This window comes from Rhodobacter calidifons (assembly GCF_011174775.1).
In the GTDB taxonomy this organism is placed as follows: Bacteria; Pseudomonadota; Alphaproteobacteria; order Rhodobacterales; family Rhodobacteraceae; genus Tabrizicola; species Tabrizicola calidifons.
Map to the genome: position 1 here is coordinate 128100 of NZ_JAANHS010000004.1, position 23538 is coordinate 151637.

At 67.2% G+C, this 23538-nt stretch carries 20 protein-coding genes and 1 pseudogene; 5 read left to right on the forward strand and 16 right to left on the reverse strand.

Features of this window, described 5'->3' with window-relative positions; all coding sequences use genetic code 11:
* Positions 1 to 9: 9 nt before the first annotated feature.
* The 5 genes from atpD to G8O29_RS07305 are packed head-to-tail and all read right to left on the reverse strand — an operon-like array spanning position 10 to position 4902.
* Positions 10 to 1452, reverse strand: coding sequence for a F0F1 ATP synthase subunit beta (gene atpD / locus G8O29_RS07285; protein ID WP_166402579.1), 1443 nt, complete (start codon positions 1450 to 1452; stop codon positions 10 to 12).
* A 20-nt stretch (positions 1453 to 1472) separates the two neighbouring features.
* Positions 1473 to 2339: a F0F1 ATP synthase subunit gamma gene (locus G8O29_RS07290; RefSeq protein ID WP_166402580.1), complete on the reverse strand. Its 867-nt coding sequence runs from the start codon at positions 2337 to 2339 to the stop codon at positions 1473 to 1475.
* Position 2340: 1 nt separating this feature from the next.
* Positions 2341 to 2793, reverse strand: coding sequence for a PH domain-containing protein (locus G8O29_RS07295; RefSeq protein ID WP_166402581.1), 453 nt, complete (start codon positions 2791 to 2793; stop codon positions 2341 to 2343).
* A 10-nt stretch (positions 2794 to 2803) separates the two neighbouring features.
* Positions 2804 to 4342, reverse strand: coding sequence for a F0F1 ATP synthase subunit alpha (atpA, locus tag G8O29_RS07300; protein WP_166402582.1), 1539 nt, complete (start codon positions 4340 to 4342; stop codon positions 2804 to 2806).
* On the reverse strand, positions 4342 to 4902 hold the full coding sequence (locus G8O29_RS07305) for a F0F1 ATP synthase subunit delta (RefSeq protein ID WP_166402583.1): 561 nt from the start codon (positions 4900 to 4902) through the stop codon (positions 4342 to 4344). Before G8O29_RS07305 ends, atpA begins: the two co-directional genes overlap by 1 nt.
* A 550-nt stretch (positions 4903 to 5452) precedes the next feature.
* Here G8O29_RS07305 and G8O29_RS07310 point away from each other — a divergent pair.
* Positions 5453 to 5896 (forward strand): annotated as a pseudogene (locus tag G8O29_RS07310) (L,D-transpeptidase); the annotation flags it as partial.
* A 35-nt stretch (positions 5897 to 5931) separates the two neighbouring features.
* On the opposite strand, the gene G8O29_RS07315 reads toward G8O29_RS07310, so the two are convergent.
* Positions 5932 to 6687, reverse strand: a complete 756-nt coding sequence (locus tag G8O29_RS07315) for a class I SAM-dependent methyltransferase (protein ID WP_166402585.1) — start codon at positions 6685 to 6687, stop codon at positions 5932 to 5934.
* Between the two features lie 60 nt (positions 6688 to 6747).
* Between G8O29_RS07315 and gloB the strand changes: the two genes are divergently transcribed.
* Positions 6748 to 7515, forward strand: coding sequence for a hydroxyacylglutathione hydrolase (gene gloB, locus G8O29_RS07320; protein ID WP_166402586.1), 768 nt, complete (start codon positions 6748 to 6750; stop codon positions 7513 to 7515).
* Between the two features lie 160 nt (positions 7516 to 7675).
* On the forward strand, positions 7676 to 9994 hold the full coding sequence (gene clpA, locus G8O29_RS07325; RefSeq protein WP_166402587.1) for an ATP-dependent Clp protease ATP-binding subunit ClpA: 2319 nt from the start codon (positions 7676 to 7678) through the stop codon (positions 9992 to 9994).
* A gap of 140 nt (positions 9995 to 10134) precedes the next feature.
* Here the strand turns inward: clpA and G8O29_RS07330 are convergent, their stop codons facing one another.
* From G8O29_RS07330 to G8O29_RS07345, 4 genes are all read right to left on the reverse strand, one after another.
* Complete coding sequence (locus G8O29_RS07330; protein WP_166402588.1) at positions 10135 to 10989, reverse strand: DUF2189 domain-containing protein; 855 nt, start codon at positions 10987 to 10989, stop codon at positions 10135 to 10137.
* A gap of 136 nt (positions 10990 to 11125) precedes the next feature.
* Positions 11126 to 12730, reverse strand: a complete 1605-nt coding sequence (locus G8O29_RS07335; protein WP_166402589.1) for a peptidoglycan -binding protein — start codon at positions 12728 to 12730, stop codon at positions 11126 to 11128.
* Between the two features lies 1 nt (position 12731).
* Positions 12732 to 13910, reverse strand: coding sequence for an AAA family ATPase (locus tag G8O29_RS07340; RefSeq protein ID WP_166402590.1), 1179 nt, complete (start codon positions 13908 to 13910; stop codon positions 12732 to 12734).
* 84 nt (positions 13911 to 13994) lie between these two features.
* Positions 13995 to 14534: a gamma-glutamylcyclotransferase gene (locus G8O29_RS07345; protein ID WP_166402591.1), complete on the reverse strand. Its 540-nt coding sequence runs from the start codon at positions 14532 to 14534 to the stop codon at positions 13995 to 13997.
* Positions 14535 to 14598: 64 nt separating this feature from the next.
* Between G8O29_RS07345 and G8O29_RS07350 the strand changes: the two genes are divergently transcribed.
* A complete protein-coding gene (locus tag G8O29_RS07350) occupies positions 14599 to 15627 on the forward strand; it encodes a DUF2125 domain-containing protein (protein ID WP_166402592.1) in 1029 nt (342 codons plus the stop codon).
* A gap of 2 nt (positions 15628 to 15629) precedes the next feature.
* Here the strand turns inward: G8O29_RS07350 and G8O29_RS18790 are convergent, their stop codons facing one another.
* The 6 genes from G8O29_RS18790 to aroC all read right to left on the reverse strand — a co-directional run bounded on the left by G8O29_RS18790 (position 15630) and on the right by aroC (position 22338).
* Positions 15630 to 16616: an extensin-like domain-containing protein gene (locus G8O29_RS18790; protein ID WP_166402593.1), complete on the reverse strand. Its 987-nt coding sequence runs from the start codon at positions 16614 to 16616 to the stop codon at positions 15630 to 15632.
* Positions 16617 to 16621: 5 nt separating this feature from the next.
* Entirely contained in the window at positions 16622 to 17542 is a 921-nt protein-coding gene (locus tag G8O29_RS07360; RefSeq protein ID WP_166402594.1) for a prephenate/arogenate dehydrogenase family protein, read from the reverse strand.
* Complete coding sequence (gene hisC / locus G8O29_RS07365) at positions 17539 to 18624, reverse strand: histidinol-phosphate transaminase (protein ID WP_166402595.1); 1086 nt, start codon at positions 18622 to 18624, stop codon at positions 17539 to 17541. Before hisC ends, G8O29_RS07360 begins: the two co-directional genes overlap by 4 nt.
* Before the next feature lie 306 nt (positions 18625 to 18930).
* Positions 18931 to 20349: a homospermidine synthase gene (locus G8O29_RS07370; RefSeq protein ID WP_166402596.1), complete on the reverse strand. Its 1419-nt coding sequence runs from the start codon at positions 20347 to 20349 to the stop codon at positions 18931 to 18933.
* Between the two features lie 99 nt (positions 20350 to 20448).
* Positions 20449 to 21069 carry a 30S ribosomal protein S4 gene (gene rpsD, locus G8O29_RS07375; RefSeq protein ID WP_166402597.1) on the reverse strand — a complete coding sequence of 207 codons (621 nt, stop codon included), beginning with the start codon at positions 21067 to 21069 and terminating at the stop codon, positions 20449 to 20451.
* A 168-nt stretch (positions 21070 to 21237) separates the two neighbouring features.
* Positions 21238 to 22338 carry a chorismate synthase gene (gene aroC, locus G8O29_RS07380; protein WP_166402598.1) on the reverse strand — a complete coding sequence of 367 codons (1101 nt, stop codon included), beginning with the start codon at positions 22336 to 22338 and terminating at the stop codon, positions 21238 to 21240.
* A 139-nt stretch (positions 22339 to 22477) separates the two neighbouring features.
* Between aroC and G8O29_RS07385 the strand changes: the two genes are divergently transcribed.
* A complete protein-coding gene (locus G8O29_RS07385; protein WP_166402599.1) occupies positions 22478 to 23401 on the forward strand; it encodes a glycosyltransferase in 924 nt (307 codons plus the stop codon).
* Positions 23402 to 23538 lie beyond the last annotated feature (137 nt).

A 23538-nucleotide genomic window follows, 5' to 3' on the forward strand; every position in this document is an offset into this window, starting at 1 on the left:
GTCGCCCCCTTACGCCGCAGCTGCCGCGAGTTTGGCCGCCTTGGCTTTCACGTCCTCGATGTCGCCGACCATGTAGAAGGCGGCTTCCGGCAGGTGGTCGTATTCGCCGTTCACCACCGCCTTGAAGGATGCGATGGTTTTCTCCAGCGGGACCTGCACGCCGTCCGAGCCGGTGAACACCTTCGCCACGTCGAACGGCTGCGACAGGAAACGCTGGATCTTCCGGGCGCGCGCCACGGTCAGCTTGTCCTCTTCGCTCAGTTCGTCCATGCCCAGGATGGCGATGATGTCCTGAAGCGACTTGTAGCGTTGCAGGATACCCTGCACGGCGCGGGCGACGTTGTAGTGCTCTTCCCCGATGACCGCCGGGTCCAGCAGGCGCGAGGTCGAATCGAGCGGGTCCACCGCCGGGTAGATGCCAAGCTCCGAGATCGCGCGCGACAGAACCGTGGTCGCGTCGAGGTGGGCGAAGGACGTCGCAGGCGCGGGGTCGGTCAGGTCGTCGGCCGGCACATAGATCGCCTGCACCGAAGTGATGGACCCCGCCTTGGTCGAGGTGATGCGTTCCTGAAGCGCGCCCATGTCGGTCGCCAACGTCGGCTGGTAGCCCACGGCCGAGGGGATACGGCCGAGGAGAGCCGACACTTCCGAACCGGCCTGGGTGAAGCGGAAGATGTTGTCCACGAAGAACAGAACGTCGGTCCCCGACTGGTCGCGGAACTGCTCGGCCAGCGTCAGGCCGGTCAGCGCCACGCGGGCACGCGCCCCCGGGGGTTCGTTCATCTGGCCATAGACCAGCGCCACCTTCGAGGCGGTCAGGTCGTCGATCTTGATGACGCCCGATTCGATCATCTCGTGGTAAAGGTCGTTCCCTTCACGGGTCCGCTCACCAACGCCCGCGAACACGGAATAGCCCGAGTGCACCTTGGCGATGTTGTTGATGAGCTCCATGATAAGCACGGTCTTGCCCACGCCCGCGCCACCGAACAGGCCGATCTTGCCGCCCTTGGCGTAGGGAGCCAGCAGGTCGATGACCTTGATTCCGGTGACCAGAACCTGCGACTCGGTCGCCTGCTCGCTGAAGGACGGCGCAGGCTGGTGGATCGGGCGCATTTCCTTGGCCACGACCGGGCCCTTTTCGTCCACCGGCTCGCCGATGACGTTCAGGATGCGGCCCAGCGTCGCGTCACCCACGGGAACAGAGATCGGCGCGCCCAGGTCCTTGACCGCAGCGCCGCGAACCAGACCTTCGGTCGCGTCCATCGCGATGCAGCGGACGGTGTTTTCGCCCAGGTGCTGGGCCACTTCCAGGACCAGACGCTTGCCGTTGTTGTCGGTTTCCAGCGCGTTCAGGATCGCGGGAAGCGGGCCGTCGAACTGCACGTCGACGACCGCGCCGATGACCTGGGTCACCTTGCCAGCGCCAGCAGAGGCTTTCGGGGCTTTTGCCATTGTTGTCTACTCCGGGTTCGTCAGAGCGCCTCGGCGCCCGAAATGATTTCGATAAGCTCTTTGGTGATCGCGGCCTGACGGCTCCGGTTGTACTGGATCGTCAGCTTGTTGATCATCTCGCCTGCGTTGCGGGTGGCGTTGTCCATCGCGGACATCCGCGCGCCCTGTTCGCTGGCGCCGTTTTCCAGAAGGGCGGTGAAGATCTGCGTGGCAACCCCGCGCGGCAGAAGGTCGGCAAGGATCGCCTCCTCGCTGGGTTCGTAATCATACAGCGCAGTCGCGCCGGTGGCTTCGAACCTGGCCGGGATCACCTGCTGTTCGGTCGGGATCTGGCTGATGACCGACTGGAAGCGGTTGTAGAAGATCGTGACCACATCCGCCTCGCCCGCCTCGAAGGCCGCCATGACTTCGCGCGCGATGTTCTGCGCATTGGCATAGCCGATGCGCTTCACCTCGCTGAGATCCACATGGCCGACGAAGGCATGGCCCCAGTCGCGGCGCAGCTGCTCTCGGCCCTTCTTGCCGACGGTGAGGATCTTCACAGTCTTGCCCGCCGCAACCAGTTCGTTGGCGCGCGTGCGCGCCAGCTTGACGATCGACGAGTTGAAGCCGCCGCAAAGGCCGCGCTCGCTGGTCATGACCACCAGAAGATGCACCTGATCCCGGCCGTTCCCGGCCAGAAGCTTCGGCGCACCTTCCCCGGTGCCCACGCCCGCCGCCAGCGCAGTCATCACCGCCGTCATCCGCTCGGCAAAGGGCCGGGCAGCCTCGGCGGCCTCTTGCGCGCGGCGCAGTTTCGCCGCCGCGACCATCTGCATGGCCTTGGTGATCTTCCGCGTGCTCTTTACGCTTCCGATCCGGTTCTTGAGGTCCTTCAGGCTGGGCATTTTAGTCCTTCCCCACGGCTTCTACAGCTTCTTGCACTGCTCGGCGGTAGGCCAACGGTGACGAAATAAACCGCGCAGGTGAAGCTGAAAGTCCTGAACCGTTCACAGTCACCGTGCCGTAACCGAACAGGCGACCCAGAATGCTTTGTTGGACCGAGATCGAGTCGACCTTATCCAGTCGCTGCTCAATCGTTGTTCTGCTCACAAGTCCCCACTTTCCCACTACTTTCTTGTTCGTAACCGCCAGTTCTGTTGTCAGATAAGCGATCAAACCGCTCAAAGCAAAGAGCAGTAGCAAAACAAAAAAGAGGCCGTAAACCACAGGGGTGTCTCCAGGTCCAGCATATACAAGGATGGCTAGGGCCGCTGATGGCCAAACGAATGTCATCCAGTGCGCTTTGGCGTGGTGCCTTACCTTCTCACCTTGGGTTAGAGTTTTCTCGACGTAACTCATTGTGAGAAGCTCAAGCGAAGGTCTTGGCGAAGGCGTCAAGTTCCGCGCGGATCGCTTTCTCCAGATCGCCCGCCACCTTGCGGTCGTTCTTGGTGATGTCCTCCAGAAGCGCCTTCCCATGGGTGCGCAGGTGCTTCAGCAGCCCCTGCTCGAAGCGGCCCACGTCCTTGACGGCGATCTTGTCCAGATAGCCGTTGGTGCCGGCATAGATCACGCAGACGATTTCCGCGTTGGTCAGCGGCGAATACTGCGGCTGCTTCATCAGCTCGGTCAGGCGCGCGCCGCGGTTCAGCAGGGCTTGCGTCGAGGCGTCGAGGTCGGAGCCGAACTGCGCAAACGCCGCCATCTCACGATACTGCGCCAGTTCCAGCTTCACCTTGCCCGCCACCGACTTCATCGCCGCAGTCTGGGCCGAGGAGCCCACGCGCGACACCGACAGACCGGTGTTCACGGCCGGACGGATGCCCTGATAGAAGAGTTCGGTTTCCAGGAAGATCTGCCCGTCGGTGATCGAGATCACGTTCGTCGGGATGAAGGCCGACACGTCGCCGCCCTGCGTCTCGATGATCGGCAGCGCGGTCAGCGACCCGGCACCGAAATCCTCGTTCAGCTTCGACGACCGCTCCAGAAGACGCGAGTGCAGATAGAACACGTCGCCCGGGTAGGCCTCGCGCCCCGGCGGACGGCGGAGAAGCAGCGACATCTGACGATAGGCCACGGCCTGCTTGGACAGGTCATCGTAGATGATCAGCGCATGACGGCCATTGTCGCGGAAATACTCCGCCATCGCGGTCGCGGCATAGGGCGCCAGGAACTGCAGGGGCGCCGGGTCCGAAGCGGTCGCGGCGACGACGATGGTATAGGCGTCGGCGCCGGTTTCCTGCAACTTCTTCACCAGCTGCGCCACGGTGGACCGCTTCTGCCCGATGGCGACATAGACGCAGTACAGCTTCTTCGATTCGTCCGAACCGGCCGCGTCGTTGTAGGACTTCTGGTTCAGGATCGTGTCCAGCGCCACGGCGGTCTTGCCGGTCTGGCGGTCGCCGATGATCAGCTCGCGCTGGCCGCGGCCGACGGGGATCATCGCGTCCACGGCCTTCAGGCCGGTCGCCATGGGTTCATGCACCGACTTGCGCGGGATGATGCCCGGAGCCTTCTGGTCGGCGATCCGCCGCTCGGTCGCCACGATCGGGCCCTTGCCGTCGATCGGGTTGCCCAGGCCGTCCACGACCCGGCCCAGAAGGGCGTCGCCCACCGGCACGTCCACGATGGACTTGGTGCGCTTTACGATGTCGCCTTCCTTGATGTCGCGGTCGTCGCCGAAGATCACGATACCGACGTTGTCGATTTCCAGGTTCAGCGCCATGCCCCGGATGCCGCCGGGGAATTCGACCATCTCGCCGGCCTGCACGTTGTCAAGGCCGTGCACACGGGCAATCCCGTCGCCGACCGACAGCACGCGGCCAACCTCGGCCACTTCCGCGTCCTTGCCGAAGTTCTTGATCTGCTCCTTCAGGATCGCAGAGATCTCAGCAGCCTGGATTCCCATCACCCAACCTCTTTCATTGCATTTTGCAGGGCCGCGAGCTTTGCCTTGACCGAAGTGTCGATCATGGTCGAGCCCAGCTTGACGACAAGACCGCCGATGAGGCTTTCATCGACAGTCGTTTTCAGCTTCACGGTCTTGCCGACGCGGGCCTTCAGCGTCTCGGCAAGTTTCTTGGTCTGGGCGGCCGTCAGCGCGCGGGCGGCGGTCACCTCGGCGGTCACTTCGCCCTTCTCCTTGGCGATCATGTCGGCAAGCTGGGTGACCAGCTGCGGCAGCACGAACAGGCGGCGCTTCTCGGCCATCAGGGCCAGGGTGTTCGACATCAGCGTGCTGAGACCCAGCCGGGCGGCAATCGCGGCGATCACCTTGCCCTGGTCCTCGCGGCTGACCACCGGAGAGGCGATCACGCCGCGCAGGTCGTCGCTTGCGGCCAGGGTCTCGGCCAGGGCGGTTGCGTCCGATTCCAGTTCCTTCAGCGCGCCGCCTTCCTTGGCCAGATCGAACAAGGCCGACGCATAGCGTGCGGCAATACCCAGAGAGATCGAAGCTGGTTCTGACACGTCAACCCTTCCGCTGTCTCGTGCCCTGGGCTCTTGCGAACCGGGCGGTCCATCGGCACACACCTCGACCCTGCGGCCGTGGCGAAAGCCATCCGTCGCGGGCGTCCTTAGCAGAGCCTCATCCACCCCGCAACCGAGTTGCACACGCTTTCTTGACCGCGCCGGGACGCAGATCGTCGCTGTTTGCGCAAACGCAGCAAAAGCCGGGAACCCCGATCCCGCTCTGCCCGTCCGGGGCCGCCAACGCGCGCCCCGATGCGGCTGTCAAAGCCGCCCGCCACAGCCCCGGATTCGCCCTCTCGACCGGCCTCACGCCGGCTCGCATGCGTGTCAGCCGGCCGCTTTCGCGCTTGCCGCCGCGCGCGCGGTCGCCGATCACCGTGCCGGACGGGCCGCAGACTGGAAGGAAGAAAGCCGATGACGATGTCGCGACGCAGCATGATCGGGGCCGCCGCCGGGTTCCTCGCCCTGTCCACCCGCACGCGGGCAGAAACCGCTGCGCCCGAAACCGCCGCACCCGTGCGCAGCAACACCTCGGCCTTCGTGATGCACCTTCGTGATGCAGGACTGGCGCGACCACTTCGACGGCCTCGGTGTCGCGACCATCGTCGCCGACACCGGCTCGCGCGCGTTGCATTTCTGGAGCGCGGACGGCACCGACCACCGGGTGTTTCCCACCTCGGTCCCCCTGACGGACGAACTGACCAAGCGCGGCTATACCCGGATCGTGCGCAAGAAGGTCGGCCCCAGCTGGACGCCCACGCCGTCGCAGATGCAGCGCTATCCCGACTGGAAGCCGATCGGTCCCGGCCCGGACAACCCGCTGGGCACCCATGCGATGTATCTCGGCTGGCCCGCCTGCATCATCCATGGCACCCAGGACACGCGAAAGATCGGGCGGCGTTCGTCGGACGGCTGCATCGGGCTGTTCAACGAGAACATCGCCGAGCTTTTCGCGCTCTGCCCGATCGGCACCCGGGTCCGGGTGATCTGACGGCGCATCGGCCCGGGGCTTGCCGCCCGCCGTGCCTATTCCCGGTTCATCGCCGGTTCGGGCGACCCCTTGCCCACCCCTTCCAGCACGCGCAGCGGCTTCTTCACCGCGGCCCGCAGCCCGCCCTGCGTCGGCGCATAGACCTGCTTCGAAGCCTCGACCATCAGCACGCCCCCGGCCAGCCAGGGCATCCGCCGCCCGAAGCCTTCCCAGAAATCCGCCGACCGCAGCCAGAACCGGGTGGCCGACGGCGGTGCGAACAGGACCGAGCAGCTGCGTTCCGGCGTGAACCCGTGCCGCTTCAGCTGCGCCTCGAGCTGCGCCACCGAATAGGGGCGGCCGAAGCCGAACGGCGTCACGTCACGGCGCGCCCAGAGGCCCGACCGGTTCGGCACGATGAACAGGGCCCGCCCCCCCGGCCCCAGGACGCGGCTGGATTCGTCAAGCACCGCCGAGGGGTTTTCCGAGGTCTCCAGCCCGTGCATCAGCACCAGCCGGTCGACCAGCCCCGTCGGCAAGGGCCAGGCCGTGTCCTCGCAAAGAACGCTCACGTTCTCCATGCCCGCAGGCCAGGGCATCACCCCCTGCGGCCCCGGCATCAGCCCGATGACCCGCCGCGCCTCGGACAGATAGGGCCGCAGAAGCGGCACCGCGAAGCCGAAGCCCACCACCGTCTCGCCCGACTGCGGCGGCCAGAGCCGCACGACCTGATCTCGGATCGCCCGCTGCGCCACGCGGCCCAGTTGCGTCCGGTAGTAGAAATTCCTCAGGTCCAGCACATCAAGATGCATTGCGGCGGTCGCCCGTTGCGGTCAATCCTGTGCATCATACGCACGGGGGGACCAAAAACCATGCCGCTTCAGCTTGTCACCGTCCCCTGCCTGGCCGACAACTACGCCTACCTGATCCACGACACTGACACCGGCCACACCGCCGTCATCGACGTGCCCGAACCCGGCCCCGTCCTCGCCGCGCTGGAAGCGCACCAATGGCGGCTGACCGACATCCTGATCACCCACCACCACGACGACCACATCCAGGGTGTCGATTCCCTGCGCGCCCGGACCGGAGCCAGGGTGACGGGCGCCGCCGCCGATGCCCACCGCCTTCCCCGCCTCGATCTTGCGCTGGCCGATGGCGACAGCCTCTCTGTTGGTTCCGAACAGGGCAAGGTGCTCGACGTCCCCGGCCACACGCTCGGCCACATCGCCTTCCATTTCCCGCAAAGCCGCCTCTGCTTCACCGCCGACAGCCTGATGGCCGCAGGCTGCGGCCGCCTGTTCGAGGGCAGTGCCCGCCAGATGCACGCCTCGCTGCAAAAGCTGGCCGCGCTGCCCCCCGACACGCTGATCTGCCCTGGCCACGAATACACCGCGGCGAACCTGCGCTTCGCCGCGACCCTTGAACCCGGCAATCCCCGCCTTATCTCACGTAGCGCCGAGGTCGCCGAACGGCGCGCCAAGGGCATCCCGACCGTCCCCGTTCCGCTTGCAGAGGAACTGGCGACGAACCCTTTCCTGCGGGCGCATCTGCCCGCGCTCAAGACAGCGGTCGGCCTGCCAGATGCCGACGATGTCACGGTTTTCGCCGAAATCCGGGCCAGAAAAGACAGGTTCTAGGCGTCCCGTATCACAAATGGCGTGATGATCCGGGGGAAACCCCGAAATCTGGAAGATTGCGCTTGAAGTGCGGTGAAGAAAACCGAACTTTAAGCATATGAGGCCACGGTTGGTGACGGGCGCTCGTGCCCGGCCGACCCGCAGGACAGGAGCACTGAACGTGCCATCGTTTTCGACCACCCTTGAACAAGCCATCCATAGCGCGCTGGCCCTGGCCAACTCGCGCCGCCACGAACTGGCGACGCTGGAACACCTGCTCCTCGCCCTGATCGACGAACCCGACGCCGCCCGCGTGATGAAGGCCTGCGCGGTGAACCTTGACGAATTGCGCAAGACCCTGACCGACTTCATCGACGACGACCTGTCCACGCTGGTCACGGATGTCGAGGGGAGCGAGGCGGTGCCCACCGCCGCCTTCCAGCGCGTCATCCAGCGCGCGGCGATCCATGTGCAAAGCTCCGGCCGCACCGAAGTGACCGGGGCCAATGTGCTGGTCGCGATCTTCGCCGAACGCGAATCGAACGCCGCCTATTTCCTTCAGGAACAGGACATGACCCGCTATGACGCGGTCAACTTCATCGCGCATGGCGTGGCGAAGGACCCGTCCTATGGCGAATCGCGCCCGGTGCAGGGGGCCGAGGAACAGCAGGAAACCCCCAAGGCCGAGGCCGGAGAGGCCAAGGAATCCGCCCTGTCGAAATACTGCGTCGATCTGAACGTGAAGGCGCGCAAGGGCGACGTCGATCCCCTCATCGGCCGCGAGGCCGAGGTGGAGCGGGCCATCCAGGTCCTCTGCCGCCGCCGCAAGAACAACCCGCTGCTGGTGGGCGATCCGGGCGTGGGCAAGACTGCAATCGCGGAAGGTCTGGCCCGCAAGATCGTGAATGGCGAAACGCCCGAGGTTCTCTCGCGGGCCACGATCTTCAGCCTCGACATGGGTGCGCTTCTGGCCGGGACGCGCTATCGCGGCGATTTCGAGGAACGGCTGAAGGCCGTGGTGAAAGAGCTCGAGGATCACCCTGACGCGATCCTCTTCATCGACGAGATCCATACCGTGATCGGCGCCGGCGCCACCTCGGGCGGTGCGATGGATGCCTCGAACCTGCTGAAGCCCGCGCTTCAGGGCGGCAAGCTGCGCTGCATGGGTTCGACCACCTACAAGGAGTTCCGCCAGCATTTCGAGAAGGACCGGGCGCTGTCCCGCCGCTTCCAGAAGATCGACGTGAACGAGCCTTCGGTGCCGGATGCGATCAAGATCCTGATGGGTCTTAAGCCGCATTTCGAGGAACACCACGACCTGAAATACACCAACGAGGCGATCAAGTCGGCGGTGGAACTGGCCGCGCGCTACATCCACGACCGCAAGCTGCCCGACAGCGCGATCGACGTGATCGACGAAGCCGGGGCCGCGCAGCATCTGGTGACCGAATCCAAGCGCCGCAAATCCCTGGGTGTGAAAGAGATCGAGGCCGTGGTGGCCAAGATCGCCCGCATTCCTCCCAAGACCGTGTCGAAGGACGATGCCGAAACCCTGCGCGATCTGGAGAAGACGCTGAAGCGCGTTGTCTTCGGCCAGGACAAGGCGGTCGAGGCGCTATGCGCCGCGATCAAGCTGGCCCGCGCCGGCCTGCGCGAACCGGAAAAGCCCATCGGCAACTACCTCTTTGCCGGTCCCACGGGCGTCGGCAAGACCGAGGTGGCCAAGCAGCTTGCCTCGTCCCTCGGTGTGGAACTGATCCGCTTCGACATGTCGGAGTATATGGAGAAGCATGCCGTCAGCCGCCTGATCGGCGCGCCTCCGGGCTATGTCGGCTTCGACCAGGGCGGGATGCTGACCGATGCCATCGACCAGCATCCGCATTCGGTGCTGCTTCTGGACGAGATCGAGAAGGCGCATCCGGATGTCTACAACATCCTGTTGCAGGTGATGGACCACGGGAAGCTCACCGACCACAACGGCCGGACAGTGGATTTCCGCAACGTGATCCTGATCATGACCTCGAACGCCGGCGCATCCGACATGGCCAAGGCCGCCATCGGCTTCGGTCGCGACCGGCGCACGGGCGAGGATACCGCCGCGATCGAGCGGACCTTCACGCCGGAATTCCGCAACCGTCTGGATGCCGTGATCAACTTCGCGCCCCTGGGCAAGGAGGTGATCATGCAGGTGGTCGAGAAGTTCGTGCTCCAGCTTGAGGCGCAGCTGATGGACCGCGGCGTCCACATCGAGCTGACCCCCGAGGCTGCGATGTGGCTGGGCGACAAGGGCTATGACGACAAGATGGGCGCGCGTCCTCTGGCCCGGGTGATCCAGGAACACATCAAGAAGCCCCTGGCCGAGGAACTTCTGTTCGGCAAACTGGTCAAGGGCGGGGTGGTCCGGGTCAAGGTCAAGGACGACGCCATCGTCCTGGACATCGAGGAACCGCAGAAACCCCGCCTCACCGGCCAGAAGCCGCCGCTTCTGACCGCCGAATAAGGCGCGTTGCAGAACCGAACCCCCCCCCCCGCCAGCTCCTGGCGGGGGTTTTTCATTGGACGCGTCCGCCTGCCACCGCGTCACGCCCCGCCGGATCCCGGCGACGAGAAGACGAAGTCGCACGAGGAGCCTGCGCGGCGTCAGACCACCGCCGCCCGGTACAGATGCCAGGTCGCATGGCCCAGCACCGGCAGCACCACCACCAGCCCCAGCAACAGCGGCAGGATCCCCAGCACCAGACCGCCCGCCACGATCAGCCCCCAGGTCGCGATCACCCCCGGATTCTCGCGCGCGACCCGGACCGAGGTCATGACGGCGACCGGCAGGCTCACGTCGCGGTCCAGCAGCAGCGGGAACGAGACCACGCTGACCGCCAGCACCGCCGCCGCCAGCACGGCCCCGACGGCGGTTCCGACGACCGTCATCACCCAGCCAGCTGGCGTGGTCAGCGCCGCAGTCACCAGCGCCATCAGGCTTGCCGGCCGCTCGGATCCCAGGGTGGCGGCATGGATCGCATCGGCCAGAAGCAGCCAGGCCATGAAGATCACCCCGTTGAACAAGGACAGCATGAGGATCCGCGGAAAGCGGGGATTGCGCAGCACGTCGAACATCGCGCCCCAACTGGCCTCGAGCCCCGCCTCGCGCCGCCGGCTCAGCTCGTAAAGCCCCAGCGCCGCCACCGGCCCGACCAGGGCAAAGCCCGACAGGACCGGGAACAGCAGATGCGTCAGGTTGCCCTGGCTGGCCAGCGCCAGAAGGACCGCCCCCATCGCCGGGTACAGCATGCAGGCGAACAGCACGTCCGACCGCATCGCGGCCAGATCGTCCCAGCCCTTGCGCAGGGCCGCACGCAGGTCGCCCGGCACCAGCACCCGCGTCTCGGGTCGCAGGTCGGGATCGGCCGCGGCCTGGGTCGCGACCTCGGTCGCATATCCGGCGGCCGAGCCCAGGGCGCCCAGGGTCCAGGACAGGGGGTTTCCAATCGTCTTCGGCATCAGGTATCCTCCCGCAAGGGGGGCGCCCTGGCTGGTCCTGCCCGGGGCGTCCCGGTGGCAATGACGGCAAGCACGACAGTTGACAATTTGACATAGCACGGATCGCCGATCCGGCCAGTCACGGAATGGTGCGTCCTCAGCGTTCGGTCAGCTTCAGCTCGATCCGGCGGTTCAGCGCGCGGCTGGCCTCGTCATCGCCCAAGGCCACGGGGCGGTATTCGCCAAAGCCCGTCGCGGCCATCCGCTCGGGCGGAAAGCCCAGTTCGTTCTGCATGTAGCGCACGACCGAAAGCGCCCGCGCCTGGCTCAGCTGCCAGTTGTCCTCGAAGGCCGCACCCGGAGAGATCGGCACGTTGTCGGTATGTCCATCCACCCGGATGATCCAGTCGATCTCGGGCGGGATGCTGGGGCGGATCTCGTCCAGGATGCGCACCACCCCGGCGATCTGGGCGCGGCCCTCGGGCGCCAGGTCCGCTGAGCCGCGGGTGAACAGGACCTCGGAGGAAAAGACGAAACGGTCGCCCACCACCCGCACGCCTTCGCGCCCCTGCAAGAGCGCGGAAAGCTGGCCGAAAAACTCGGACCGGAAGCGGGACAGATCCTTGTTCTCGGCCGCCAGCCGCGCGGCCTCGGCGGCCTCCAGCTCTGCGCGCCGGCGCTGTTCGGCGGCCACCTGGGCAAGGGCCGCGTTCAGGTCGCGGCCCAGGCTGTCCAGCTGCACCTGTGCGGCTGCGTCCCGCGCCTTCGCCTCGTCCAGCACGGATTGCAGACTGCCCAGCTGGCTGCGCAGCGCCGCGACCTGCTGATTCAAAAGCTCGACCTCGCGCGCCGCGGCAAGCGCCTTCTCATGTTCGGCCAGAAGCGCAGCCTGGGCCGCCGCCAGCGCCGCCTCCTTCGCCGTCGCACCTTCGGCGGCGGCACGGGCTCCGGCAAGCAGGGTCAGCGTCTCTTCGGCGCGCTTGCGTTCCGCTTCCAGCGCCAGGGTCATCGCGGTCAGTTCCGTGTCGGCATTGGCCAGCCGCTCCCGCAGGGCCTGAAGCGCCGCGGCATCGGCCAGCCGGGCGGCCTCGGCCTCGGAAAGTTGAGCCTTTGCGGCCTCCAACTCGGCAGCGCCAGAGGCAGCCTTGGTCCGTTCCTCGGCAAGAAGCGCCTCAAGCGCGTCTCGGCGGGCGGCGGCCAGACGCGCCGCCTCGGCCTTGGCATCCACCTCGTCGCGGGCCTTGGCCAGGGCCAGGGTCATCGCCTCGGCTTCGGAAAGCAGTTTCGTCCGCGCCGCCTCCAGTTCGGCGACCGAAGCCGTCAGCCGTTCGGCATCGCCCCGCGCCCGGTCGCGTTCGACCAGAAGGGCCGCCACCTGGGCCTCGAAATCGGTGATCCGCGACCGGGCGGCCGCCAGTTCGCCTTCGCGCGCGGTCAGGTCGGCGGTCAGCGAGGCGATCAGGCCCGCCTGCCGGTCGCCCTCGGCCAGGGCGGCGGTCAGGCCCGCCTGCAACTCTGCCACCCTGGCCTCGAGCCCGGTAGCCCTGGCCTGCTCCAGACCCAGCGCTTCGGCCAGTTGCGCGACCTGGGCGGTCAGGGCGCTGAGTTCGCTATCCTGCGTGGTGATCGTGTCGCGCAGGACTGACTGCATCACGGTGAAGATGGTCAGCACGAACATCAGCACCATCAGCAGGGTCGTCACGGCATCGACGAATCCGGGCCAGATCAGGCTTTGGTCCCGGCGTCGGGCGCGGGTGGCCATGTCAGCTCCGCCCGGCGCTGCGGCCCAGCTGGCGGATCGCCGCGGTCAGCTGGGCGATGTCGGCGCGCAAGTCGGACAGCGTTTCCTGCCGGCCCGCCGACATTTCCTCCAGGATGCGCAGCAGCTGGACGTCGATCGACCGCAGCCGCATCCGGCTTTCCGGATCGCTGCCACCCGCGCCGCTCTCGCCGTCCTGCAAGGCGGCCAGCAGCTTTTCCTGCCCTTCGGCAATCCGCCGCAGCAGGGCCGACTGGCCCTTTTCCGCGTCGATCCGTTCGGTCAGCTTCGTCATCGCCGCGACCAGTTCGGCGATCTTCGCCTCGGAGTGGAAGCGGTTGGCCTCGGTCTGGGATTGCAGGGCCTGCAACTCTTCCAGTTGCTGCGCCATGTGATCGACCAGCAGCGCCAGCGCGTTCTGGTCGGTGCCCTCGCCGTCGCCCGCATAGCCCAGCCGGGTGATCGAGGACAGCCATTCCTCCAGCTCGCGGGTAAAGCGGTTCTGGCCGTGACCGGCGAACAGTTCCAGAAGCCCCAGCACCAGCGACCCCGCCAGCCCCAGAAGCGAGGAGGAGAACGCCGTCCCCATCCCGCCCAGCTGGCTTTCCAGCCCCGTCATCAGCTTGCCGAAGACATCCATCCCGCTTTCGCCTTCGGTGGGCGCCAGCGAGCGGATGGTCTCGACCACCGCCGGAACCGTGGTCGCCAGGCCCCAGAAGGTGCCCAGAAGGCCAAGAAAGACCAGAAGGTTGATCAGATAGCGCGTGATGTCGCGCGCCTCGTCGATGCGCTGGGCGACCGAATCCTGGATCGAACGCGAGGAGGTCGCCGAAATCGTCAGCCGGGCCGAGTGCGACCGCAGCAGCGCGGCCAGCGGCGCCAGCAGGCGGGGCGGGACGGCATCCTCGGTGCCCGGGGTGCCGCGCACGAAGTTCTCGATCCAGTAGACCGACTGGGCCAGGATCCAGACCTGCCAGAAGCAGGACAGGACGCCGAACAGGAACACCAGCGCGATGATGCCGTTCAGGACCGTATTGGTGTTCAGGATGCCGATGATCTGGGCATGGATCAGCCAGGCCCCGGACCCGACCAGGGCGCAGACCAGAAGCATCGCGGTGATCGCGCGGATCGGTTGCGAGAAGGTCGTCGCGACCTCTGCCCCCCGGTGGTCTGTCTGGGACATGCTGTCCTCTGGTTGCCTTCAGCGTTCCTGCCTGTCGGCGCCAAGACTAGCAGGATGTCGGCAACAGCCAAGCAAAAGGTCAGGTCAGATCGCGCACGTCAGATCGCGCACGCGGGCGGCAAGCCATTCCAGATCGGGGTCGGCGATGCCGAGCTCGGCCAGATGCGCGGCGGTGGACCACAGGTAATCCCGGTTCGCCCCCCGCCCGCCGCTGGCGCGGGCGATGATCTGCGCCTGTTCCTCCAGGGCCAGTCCGCCGCAATACTGGGCGTGGTCGGGGTCGATGACATAGGTCAGCGCCTCCAGCACGCCCGTATCCGTCGCGACGGGCAGCACCTTTTCCAGATAGGCCGACGACACAAGCTCGCGTTCCCGCAGCGCCGCCAGCGTCGCGGCCTCCTCTCCCGGCGCCACGCGAAGGGCGACGCCGGTGCAGCTGGCGCCGTCGGCACGGTCCAGCGCCAGCACAAGGCCGGGACTGGCGACCGTGCCACGATGGTGGATCGACCGCATGCAGAAGCTGCGGTGCCAGCCGTCCGCCCGCGCGATGCGGCGCTCTGCGACCGGAAAGCCGGGATCCCAGATCAGCGATCCGTAGCCGAAGACCCAGAGTGTGGCGTGCATGACTGGCCCTGTTGCCTCCGGCCCTGTAAACACCGGGGCAGCGGCAATGAAAAGGGGCGCCCGGATGCGCAAGCTTCTGATCCTGATCCTTCTGGGCACCGGCCTCTGGTCGGGCTACTGGTTCCTGGGCTCGGGCGCGATCCGGCAGGGGGTGGAGGCCGGCTTTGCCGATGCCGCCCGGCAGGGGTTGGTGGCCGAGAATTCGGGCGTGACGGTGGCGGGCTTCCCCAACCGGTTCGACCTGACGGTCAGCGGGCTGCGGCTGGGCGATCCGAAGACCGGGCTCTTCTGGCAGGCGCCCTTCGCCCAGGTCTTCGCGATGACCTGGAAGCCCTGGCACATCATCGCCGCCCTGCCGCCGGAACAGGTCCTGATCCTGCCCGACGAGGCAGTGACGATCACCTCCACAAACCTGAAGGCCAGCCTGCGCGCGAAACCCGCGACCGACCTGCCCCTGGCCGAGGTGCGGCTGGCGGGGGACAGTCTGGCGCTGGCCTCCGACCGGGGCTGGACGCTGGCGCTGGGGGAATTCACCCTGGGCCTGCGCGCCGAACCGGCCCTGGGTCCGGCGGGCTACGAACTGGGCTTCGACCTTGCGCCCCTGACCCCCGATCCGTCCTTCCCGGCGGCCGTGCGCGCGCTGACGCTGCCCGATCTGCCCCCGGCCGACCTGCCCGATGCGGTGGAAAGCCTCTGGGGCAGCCTCTACCTGACCTTCTCAGCCCCCCTTGACCGGCATGCGGGGGAAAGGCGGCCCTTGCTGACCCGGGTCGAGGTCAACCAGCTGAACCTCGCCTGGGGCGACCTGTCAGCCAGCGCGAAGGGCACGGTCGAGGCCGACGACCAGGGCTTTGCCGCGGGCCGGGTCACGGTCGAGGTGACGAACTGGAACCGCCTGCCCGCGATCCTGGTGACCGCCGGCCTGGTCAAGCCCGAGCTCGCCCCCACCATCGCGCGCGGGATGCAGGCGCTTGCCGCGCAGACCCCCGATGCCAGCATCCTGTCGCTGACCCTGGTGATGGAGAACGGACGGATGAGCTTCGGCCCCTTCCCGCTGGGCCCTGCCCCGCGGATGGTCCCGCCCACTGGCTAGGATCAGCGGCAATAGGCGCCGCCGCTGCGGGCCGAGGTGTCGAAGTGGAAATGGTCCTCGTGATAGCCGTCCGACCCGGGGCCGAGCGTCGTCTTGAAATACCCGCAGCCCGCCTTGTAGATCCGCCGCAGGATCTGATTGTAGTCGCCCGCCACGGAAAGAACCTTGCCGTTCGACAGCACGAAGGCCGAGATGTCCACAGCCCGGCCCTTGCCGTGCTCGCTGATCCGCGCGCCCTTGATCTTGTTTCGGCCACGACAGACGTAATGCGCCGCGATCTGCAACTGCACCAGCCGGCCCTCGAAGGCCGGCTGCGCCACCTCGTCCACCCATGAATTCAGCGCCTTGGCGATCGAACAGTCCACCGTCGCCGCCTGGCTCAGCCGCACCCCGGATACCGAGGTGATCCGCACCGGGTTCTCGACGCCACAGCCACTCACCTTGGAACTGATCCGCGCGATTTCCTCGCCCTTGATCGCCGCGACCCCGCAGACCGACCCGGCCATCGAGGCCTTCTCGCGCCGCTTCTTCCGCTCTTCCTTGCGGGTGGGCGGGGGAATGGCGCCCAGGTCGATCTCGGGCTCTGGCGCGGGACGGGTCAGGTCCAGCCCCGGGGCCTTCGCGGCCGCCGTCCTCAGCCCGGCGATGCGCTGCTCCAGCGCCCGAGGCCGGGGTTGCGGCCGCAGCGACCGCGCCTCGGCCAGGGTCCCGGGCTGCGCCGCCGCCGCGACGGGCGCTGCCCCGACCGCCGCAGCGGCAAGGCCAATCCCCGCGGGGCGCGGCCGGGGGCGAAGCAGGGCGTCCTGCGCCGGGGCCGGTTCGACCGCGGCCGGGGGGACCGGCGCGACCTGCGGCAGCGTGGCAGGGGCGGGCAAGACCAGCGTCGCCAGAAGACGCGGATTGGCCGGAGGCCGCGGCGTGCGGTCGATCCCCTCGGCCTCGGCCACCTGCGCCATGCACAGCAGAACGGCAAGCCAGGCCCGGCGCACCGGCCTCAGCCCTTGTCCGGCGGCGGCGCCGACCGGCCGAAATCCGGCGCGGCGGTGTCCTGACCGGCCTCGATGATGCCCCGGCGGATCGCCCGGGTGCGGGTGAAATAGGCGTGCAGATGGTCGCCGTCGCCCATCCGGATCGCGCGCTGAAGGACGAAAAGCTCTTCGGCGAAGCGGCCAAGGATATCCAGCACCGCTTCCTTGTTGGTCAGGAAGACATCGCGCCACATCACCGGATCGCTGGCGGCAATCCGGGTGAAGTCGCGGAACCCGCTGGCCGAATACTTGATGACCTCCTGCTGCGACACGCGCCGCATGTGGTCGGCCACGCCCACCATCGTATAGGCGATGGCATGCGGCACATGGCTGACCACGGCCAGCACCAGGTCGTGGTGCTCCACGTCCATCTCGTCCACATTGGCGCCCATGGCCACCAGCAGGGCGCGCAGCCGGGCGACCGCATCGGCATCGGCCTCCGGGGCCGGGGTCAGCAGCCACCAGCGGTTCCGGAACAGCGTCGCAAAGCCCGAGCGCGGGCCGGAATATTCCGTCCCGGCCAGCGGATGCCCGGGGATGAAATGCACATCCGCCGGCATGTGCGGGGCCACCGCATCCACCACCGCCTGCTTGACCGAGCCCACATCCGTCACCGTGGCGCCCGGCTTCAGATGCGGCCCGATCTCGGCGGCGATCTCGCCCATAGCGCCGACGGGAACCGCCAGCACCACAAGGTCCGCGTCCCTGACCGCCTCGGCCGCGGTCTCGGTGACGCGGTCGCAGAACAGATCCTTCGCCACGGCCCGCGTTTCGGGCGACCTGGCGTAGCCCACGATCTCGCCCGCCAGCCCGCCGGCCCGCATCGCATGCGCCATGGACGAGGCGATCAGGCCAAGGCCGATCAGGGCGACGCGGGGATAGATCATTTCACCCCCTTGAACTGCCCGACGGCATGGGCGACCTGGCGGCAACTGGCCTCGTCGCCGATGGTGATGCGCAGGCAATGCGGCAGCTTGTAGCCGGCCACGCGGCGCACGATCAGCCCCTGCGCCTGAAGGAAGGCGTCGCAGGCCTCGGCCTCCTCCGCGCTGGCAAAGCGGGCGAGGATGAAATTGGCCATCGAGGTATCTGACGGCACGCCCAGCTCGGCCAGCGCATTGGCCAGCCAGCTGCGCATCCGGGTATTCTCGGCCCGGCACTTCGCCACGTAGTCCTGATCGCGCACGGCGGCCTCGGCCGTCTCCAGCTGCGTGGTGGACAGGTTGAACGGCCCCCGGATCCGGCTCAGCACCTCGATCACGTGGCGCGGCCCATAGCCCCAGCCGATCCGCAGCCCCCCCAGGCCATAGACCTTCGAGAAGGTCCGCGTCATCACCACGTTGTCGCGCGCATCGACCAGCGCCGCGCCGCCGTCATAGCCCTCGACATATTCCGCATAGGCCCCGTCCAGCACCAGCAGCGCCTGCGGCGGCAGGTTCTCGGCCAGCCGCGCGATCTCGGCGCCCGAGATCATCGTGCCGGTGGGATTGTTCGGATTGGCCAGGAACACCAGCCTGGTGCGCCGGTTGCAGGCGGCCAGGATCGCATCGACATCCGCCGTGCGTTCGCGTTCGGGAACCTCGACCGGGGTCGCCCCCACGGCCAGCGCCGAGATGCGATACATCAGGAAACCGTGTTCGGTGAACAGCACCTCGTCGCGCGGCCCGGCATAGGCCTGGCAGAGGAAGGTGATGATCTCGTCGGACCCCGCCCCGCAGATGATGCGCGAGGCATCCAGCCCATGCACCTCGGCAATGGCCGCGCGCAGGTCCGCATGGTCGGTCACCGGATAGCGGTGCAGGCTGTGGACCGTGCGGGCAAAGGCTTCCTTCGCCCGGTCCGACGGTCCGAACGGGTTCTCGTTCGACGACAGCTTGATGACATTGGCCACGCCCGCCACATGCGCCTTGCCGCCCTCATAAAGCGCAATGTCAAGAATGCCTGGCTGCGGCTTGATCTGATCGTTCATCCTGCCCCCCGCGGTTGCCGCCCCGTTTACCCGGCCAGACGCCCCAAGGCCAGAGGCTTCCACCCGGTCCGGCCGCTGTTGAGCGGAGCCCTGGCGCGCAACCCCTTCCTTGTCGTGTCGCAAGCCTGCGCCTCCTCCTCCCGCCTGCGTGCCGCGCGCGCGTATCTTCGAACCGGCGCGAATACTGCTTGCCCATGTCGCAAATACTCTGGGGGTCCGGGGGTGAAACCCCCATCGCCGAGGAGGAGGCGAAGGCCGACGACGAGAGGAAAGTCTCGCGCGCCAGCGCTCCGATTGACGGCCCGGTCAGACCGCGAGGAAGTTGGTGAACTGCCAGGGGTCGTCCTCGTCCCGGTCCTCGGCAAAGCGGTTGATCCGGTTCTGCAAGGGCGTCCAGTCCGTATAGTGGCACTCGATGGACCCCAGGTAGGGACGCTGGACCTCCAGGCAGCGGACATGGTCCATCTCGTCGGCCTCGACGAAGCCCGCCTTCGGGTTCTCGGCCGCCCAGACCATGGCCGCCAGCACCGCACTGGTCACCTGCATCCCGGTCGCGTTCTGATAGGGCGCGAGCCGCCGCGCCTCCTCGCAGGAAAGCCGCGAGCCATACCACATCGCGCCCTTGGCGTGGCCGTAAAGCAGCACGCCAAGATCGTCCCCGCCACTGGTGATCTCGTCCGCCGTCAGGATGTGCTGCGCCTCGGCCAGCTTTCCCGCTCCGTTGATCTCGTGCAGCGAAAGGATCGCGTCGTTGCAGGGGTGGTAGGCGTAATGGCAGGTCGGGCGGTAGACCGCTTTGCCCCCCTCCCAGACGGTGTAGTAATCCGGAATCGACAGCGCCTCGTTGTGGGTGATGACATAGCCGAACTGCGGGCCCACGTCCGGGCACCAGCTCCGCACCCGCGTGTCCGCACCCGGCCGGTCGATCCAGATCGCATAGCCCGGCCCGTGGTCAAAGCGGTGGCCATGGGGGGGCAGCTTCTTCTCATGCGTGCCCCAGCCCAGCTCGGCCGGCTGATAGCCTTCGGACAAAAGCCCGTCCACCGACCAGGTGTTCACGAAGACCCCCAGCGGCTTCGGCCGCGCCGCAACCTGGGTATCGCGCTCGGCGATATGGATGCCCTTGACGCCCAGCCCCTGCATCAGCGCCGCCCAGTCCTCGCGCGATTTCGGATCGGCCGCGACCCCGGTATCCGCCGCCAGCCGCAGCAGAGCCTCCTTCAAGAGCCAGGACACCATCCCCGGGTTCGCCCCGCAGCAGGACACCGCCGTCGGCCCGCCGACATGGGCCTTGCCCAGCTCCCGCACCTTTTCGCGCAAGGGATAGTTCGTGCGCTCGGCATTCGGCAGGGTCGAGCCGAAGTAGAACCCCGGCCAGGGCTCCACCACCGTGTCGATGTACTGGACCCCCAGTTCCTGCGCCAGCTTCATCACCTCGATCGAATCCACGTCCACCGACAGGTTCACGATCATGCCCCGGCCTTCCGGGAACAGCCCGCGCAGAACCTCGGCGTAGTTGTCGGGCGTCAGCGCGACCTGAAGATGGCGGATCCCGTGCTCGCGCAGGATATGGGCGAACTCGCCCGAAGGCTCGATCACGGTGAACCGGCTGCGGTCAAAGCCGATGTGGCGTTCGATCAGCGGCAGCGTGCCGCGCCCGATCGAGCCGAAGCCGATCATCACCAGAGCGCCGTCGATATGGGCGTGAACAGTCGTGGTGGTCATGGTCCTTGGGTCCCCCCGGTTACAGAAGGGCGCGAAAGGCGCCGGAACGGAAAAGGCCGCGCCGGGTGGCGCGGCCCTGGGTCACGATCCCCGCAGGGATCAGTTCTTCGCGTAGTATTCGACGACCAGGTTCGGTTCCATCTGCACCGGATAGGGCACGTCGCCCAGGCCGGGGGTGCGCACGAACTTCGCCGTCAGCTTGTTGTGGTCCACTTCCAGATAGTCCGGCACGTCGCGTTCGGTCAGGGCGATGGCCTCGGCGATGGCGGCCATCTGCTTCGACTTCTGGCGCACCTCGATCACGTCGCCCTCCGACACCCGGTAGGACGCGATGTTCACCCGCTTGCCGTTCACCAGCACATGGCCGTGGTTCACGAACTGACGCGCCGCGAAGATGGTCGGGACGAACTTGGCGCGATAAACCACCGCATCCAGACGACGCTCCAGAAGGCCGATCAGCATCTCGCCGGTGTCGCCGCGCACCCGCTCGGCCTCGGCATAGATCTTGCGGAACTGCTTTTCGGTCAGGTCGCCGTAATAGCCCTTCAGCTTCTGCTTGGCGCGCAGCTGCGTGCCGAAGTCCGACAGCTTGTTCTTCCGGCGCTGGCCGTGCTGGCCGGGGCCATATTCGCGCTTGTTGATCGGGGATTTCGGACGGCCCCAGATGTTTTCGCCCATCCGGCGGTCGATCTTGTACTTGGCAGAGGTGCGTTTGGTCACCGCTGATCTCCTTCATCACATTTTGAAGGGCGTTGTCCTTTCCCCGGGCTTGAACCGGGGCGACAGGCATCCCCTTGCGGGGGCCACCAACACCAATGAAAAGCCCCGGGACCGGCCCGGGACTGGCGGGCTTATACAGGGGAAAGCGGGGGAGTCAACAGGCCCGCGTCAGCCGATCCTGCCCCGCACGCCGCCGGTCTGGGCGCGGTCCAGAAGCAGATGGTCCAGGATCACGCAGGCCATCATCGCCTCGCCCACAGGCACGGCGCGGATGCCGACGCAGGGGTCGTGGCGGCCCTTGGTGATGAGGTCGGTCTCTGCGCCGCCCGCAGTGATCGTCCGACGCGGGGTCAGGATCGACGAGGTGGGCTTGACCGCGAACCGGCACACCACCGGCTGCCCGGTGGAGATGCCGCCGAGGATTCCGCCCGCGTGGTTCGACAGGAACTCCGGCCCCTCCGGCCCCATGCGGATCTCGTCGGCGTTCTCCACACCCGTCAGCGCCGCCGCCGCCATGCCCTCGCCGATCTCCACGCCCTTGACCGCGTTGATCGACATCATCGCCGCCGCCAGATCGCTGTCCAGCTTGCCGTAAAGCGGCGCGCCGAGGCCCGGAGGCACCCCTTCCGCCACCACCTCGATCACCGCGCCCACCGAATTGTGCGACAGCCGCAGCGCGTCGAGATACTCGGCCCATTCCTCGGCGGCCACCGGATCGGGCACCCAGAACGGATTGCGTTCGATCTCGGCGGGGTCGAACCGCGCGCGGTCGATCCCCTTCGTGCCCATCTGCACCATGTAGCCGGTGATCCTCAGCCCCGGCACCAGCGCCGCCAGCACTTGCCGCGCCACACCCCCCGCCGCCACCCGGCTTGCCGTCTCGCGCGCGCTGGACCGCCCGCCGCCGCGATAATCCCGGATGCCGTATTTCTGATGATAGGTGATGTCGGCATGGCCCGGCCGGAAGGACTCGGCAATCTCGCCATAGTCCTTCGACCGCTGATCCGTGTTCTCGATCATCAGCTGGATCGGCGTGCCCGTTGTCCTGCCTTCGAACACCCCCGACAGGATGCGCACCTCGTCCGGCTCTTTCCGCTGGGTGGTGAACTTCGATTGTCCCGGCTTGCGGCGGTCCAGCCAGGGCTGGATGTCGGCTTCCGACAGGGCCACCCCGGGGGGGCACCCATCCACCGTGCAGCCGATGGCCGGCCCGTGGCTTTCGCCCCAGGTGGTGACACGGAAAAGATGTCCGAAGGTGTTCAGGCTCATCGCGGGCTCCGACTGCTGTGGCGGACATAAGCGATCCGCCAGCGACGGGAAACCGGATTCTCGCTCTGCCTCAAGGCTTGTGCCTCACTCGGCAGCCGATCTAGGCTGGCACCGCGCAGCGGAAGGGGTAGGCGACGCCATGCAGATCTGGGGTCATTGCCGGTTCTCCTTCTTCGGCCGCAGCGACACCGGGCGCGAGATCGACACGCCAGAGGCCGCCTTCGGCAAGCTCTGGCATCCCGCGCGCATGGCGGTGCGGTTCCATCTTATGGAAACGATCCTCCTGCCCGCGATCCGGGCGCAGACCGACCCCGATTTCAGGTTCCAGATCGTCACCAGCACGCAGATGCCGGACCTGTTCCAGGACAGGCTGGACCGCGTGACCGCCGACATTCCGCAACTGCGCATCCTGCGCTCGCCGCACGGCGACCTGAACCGCGCCCTGCGTGCGACCATGGCCGAGGCCAGCGGCGACGGGTCCGAGCCTTCCGTGCATTTCCGCGTCGATGACGACGATGCGGTGTCGGTCGATTACATCGCCCGCCTGCGCGGCGCGGCGCGGCGGGTGGACCCCGGCGGGATGGTGACCTTTCCCAGCGGTGTCATCGGCTTCCTGCATCAGGGCATCGCGCGCCATGTGACGTTCCAGAAACATTCCATCGCCATTGGCCTCGCGCTGGTTGTGGCTCCTGGCGGGCGCAACCCCTTCCACATCCAGCACGGCGTGCATGCGACCCTGGTGCCCAGCTTCACCGACCCGACCTTTCCTGCCTACCACTACACGCTGCACAGCGCCAACAACACCTCGGGCTATGACCGGCTGTTCCACCTGGACAGCAGCGACAACCGCCGCATCCAGAAGATCATCGCCCAGAATCCGGGCTTTGCCGCGGGCGAGGTCACGACCCCGAAAGCCGAGGCCGCCCTCGCCGCCGCCTTCCCCCATGTCGCGCCCGAGGCCCTGCGTCGCGCGATCGGCCGGGCGGCCGATCCTCTGGGCCTGGCCGAGGAGATGGGCTTCCCGACCGCGCCCTTCACCCCGCCGGTCACCACGGCCCGATGACAGCGCGATGACGGAAAGTTCAGCGCAGGGGTTGAATTGCCCCGCGGCGACCCCAATCTCCACTGTCGCGGGCCGGGCCCCTCTGACGACACCACTGTCGTGATGTCGGACCGCATCGAGAATCTGCGCTCGATGTC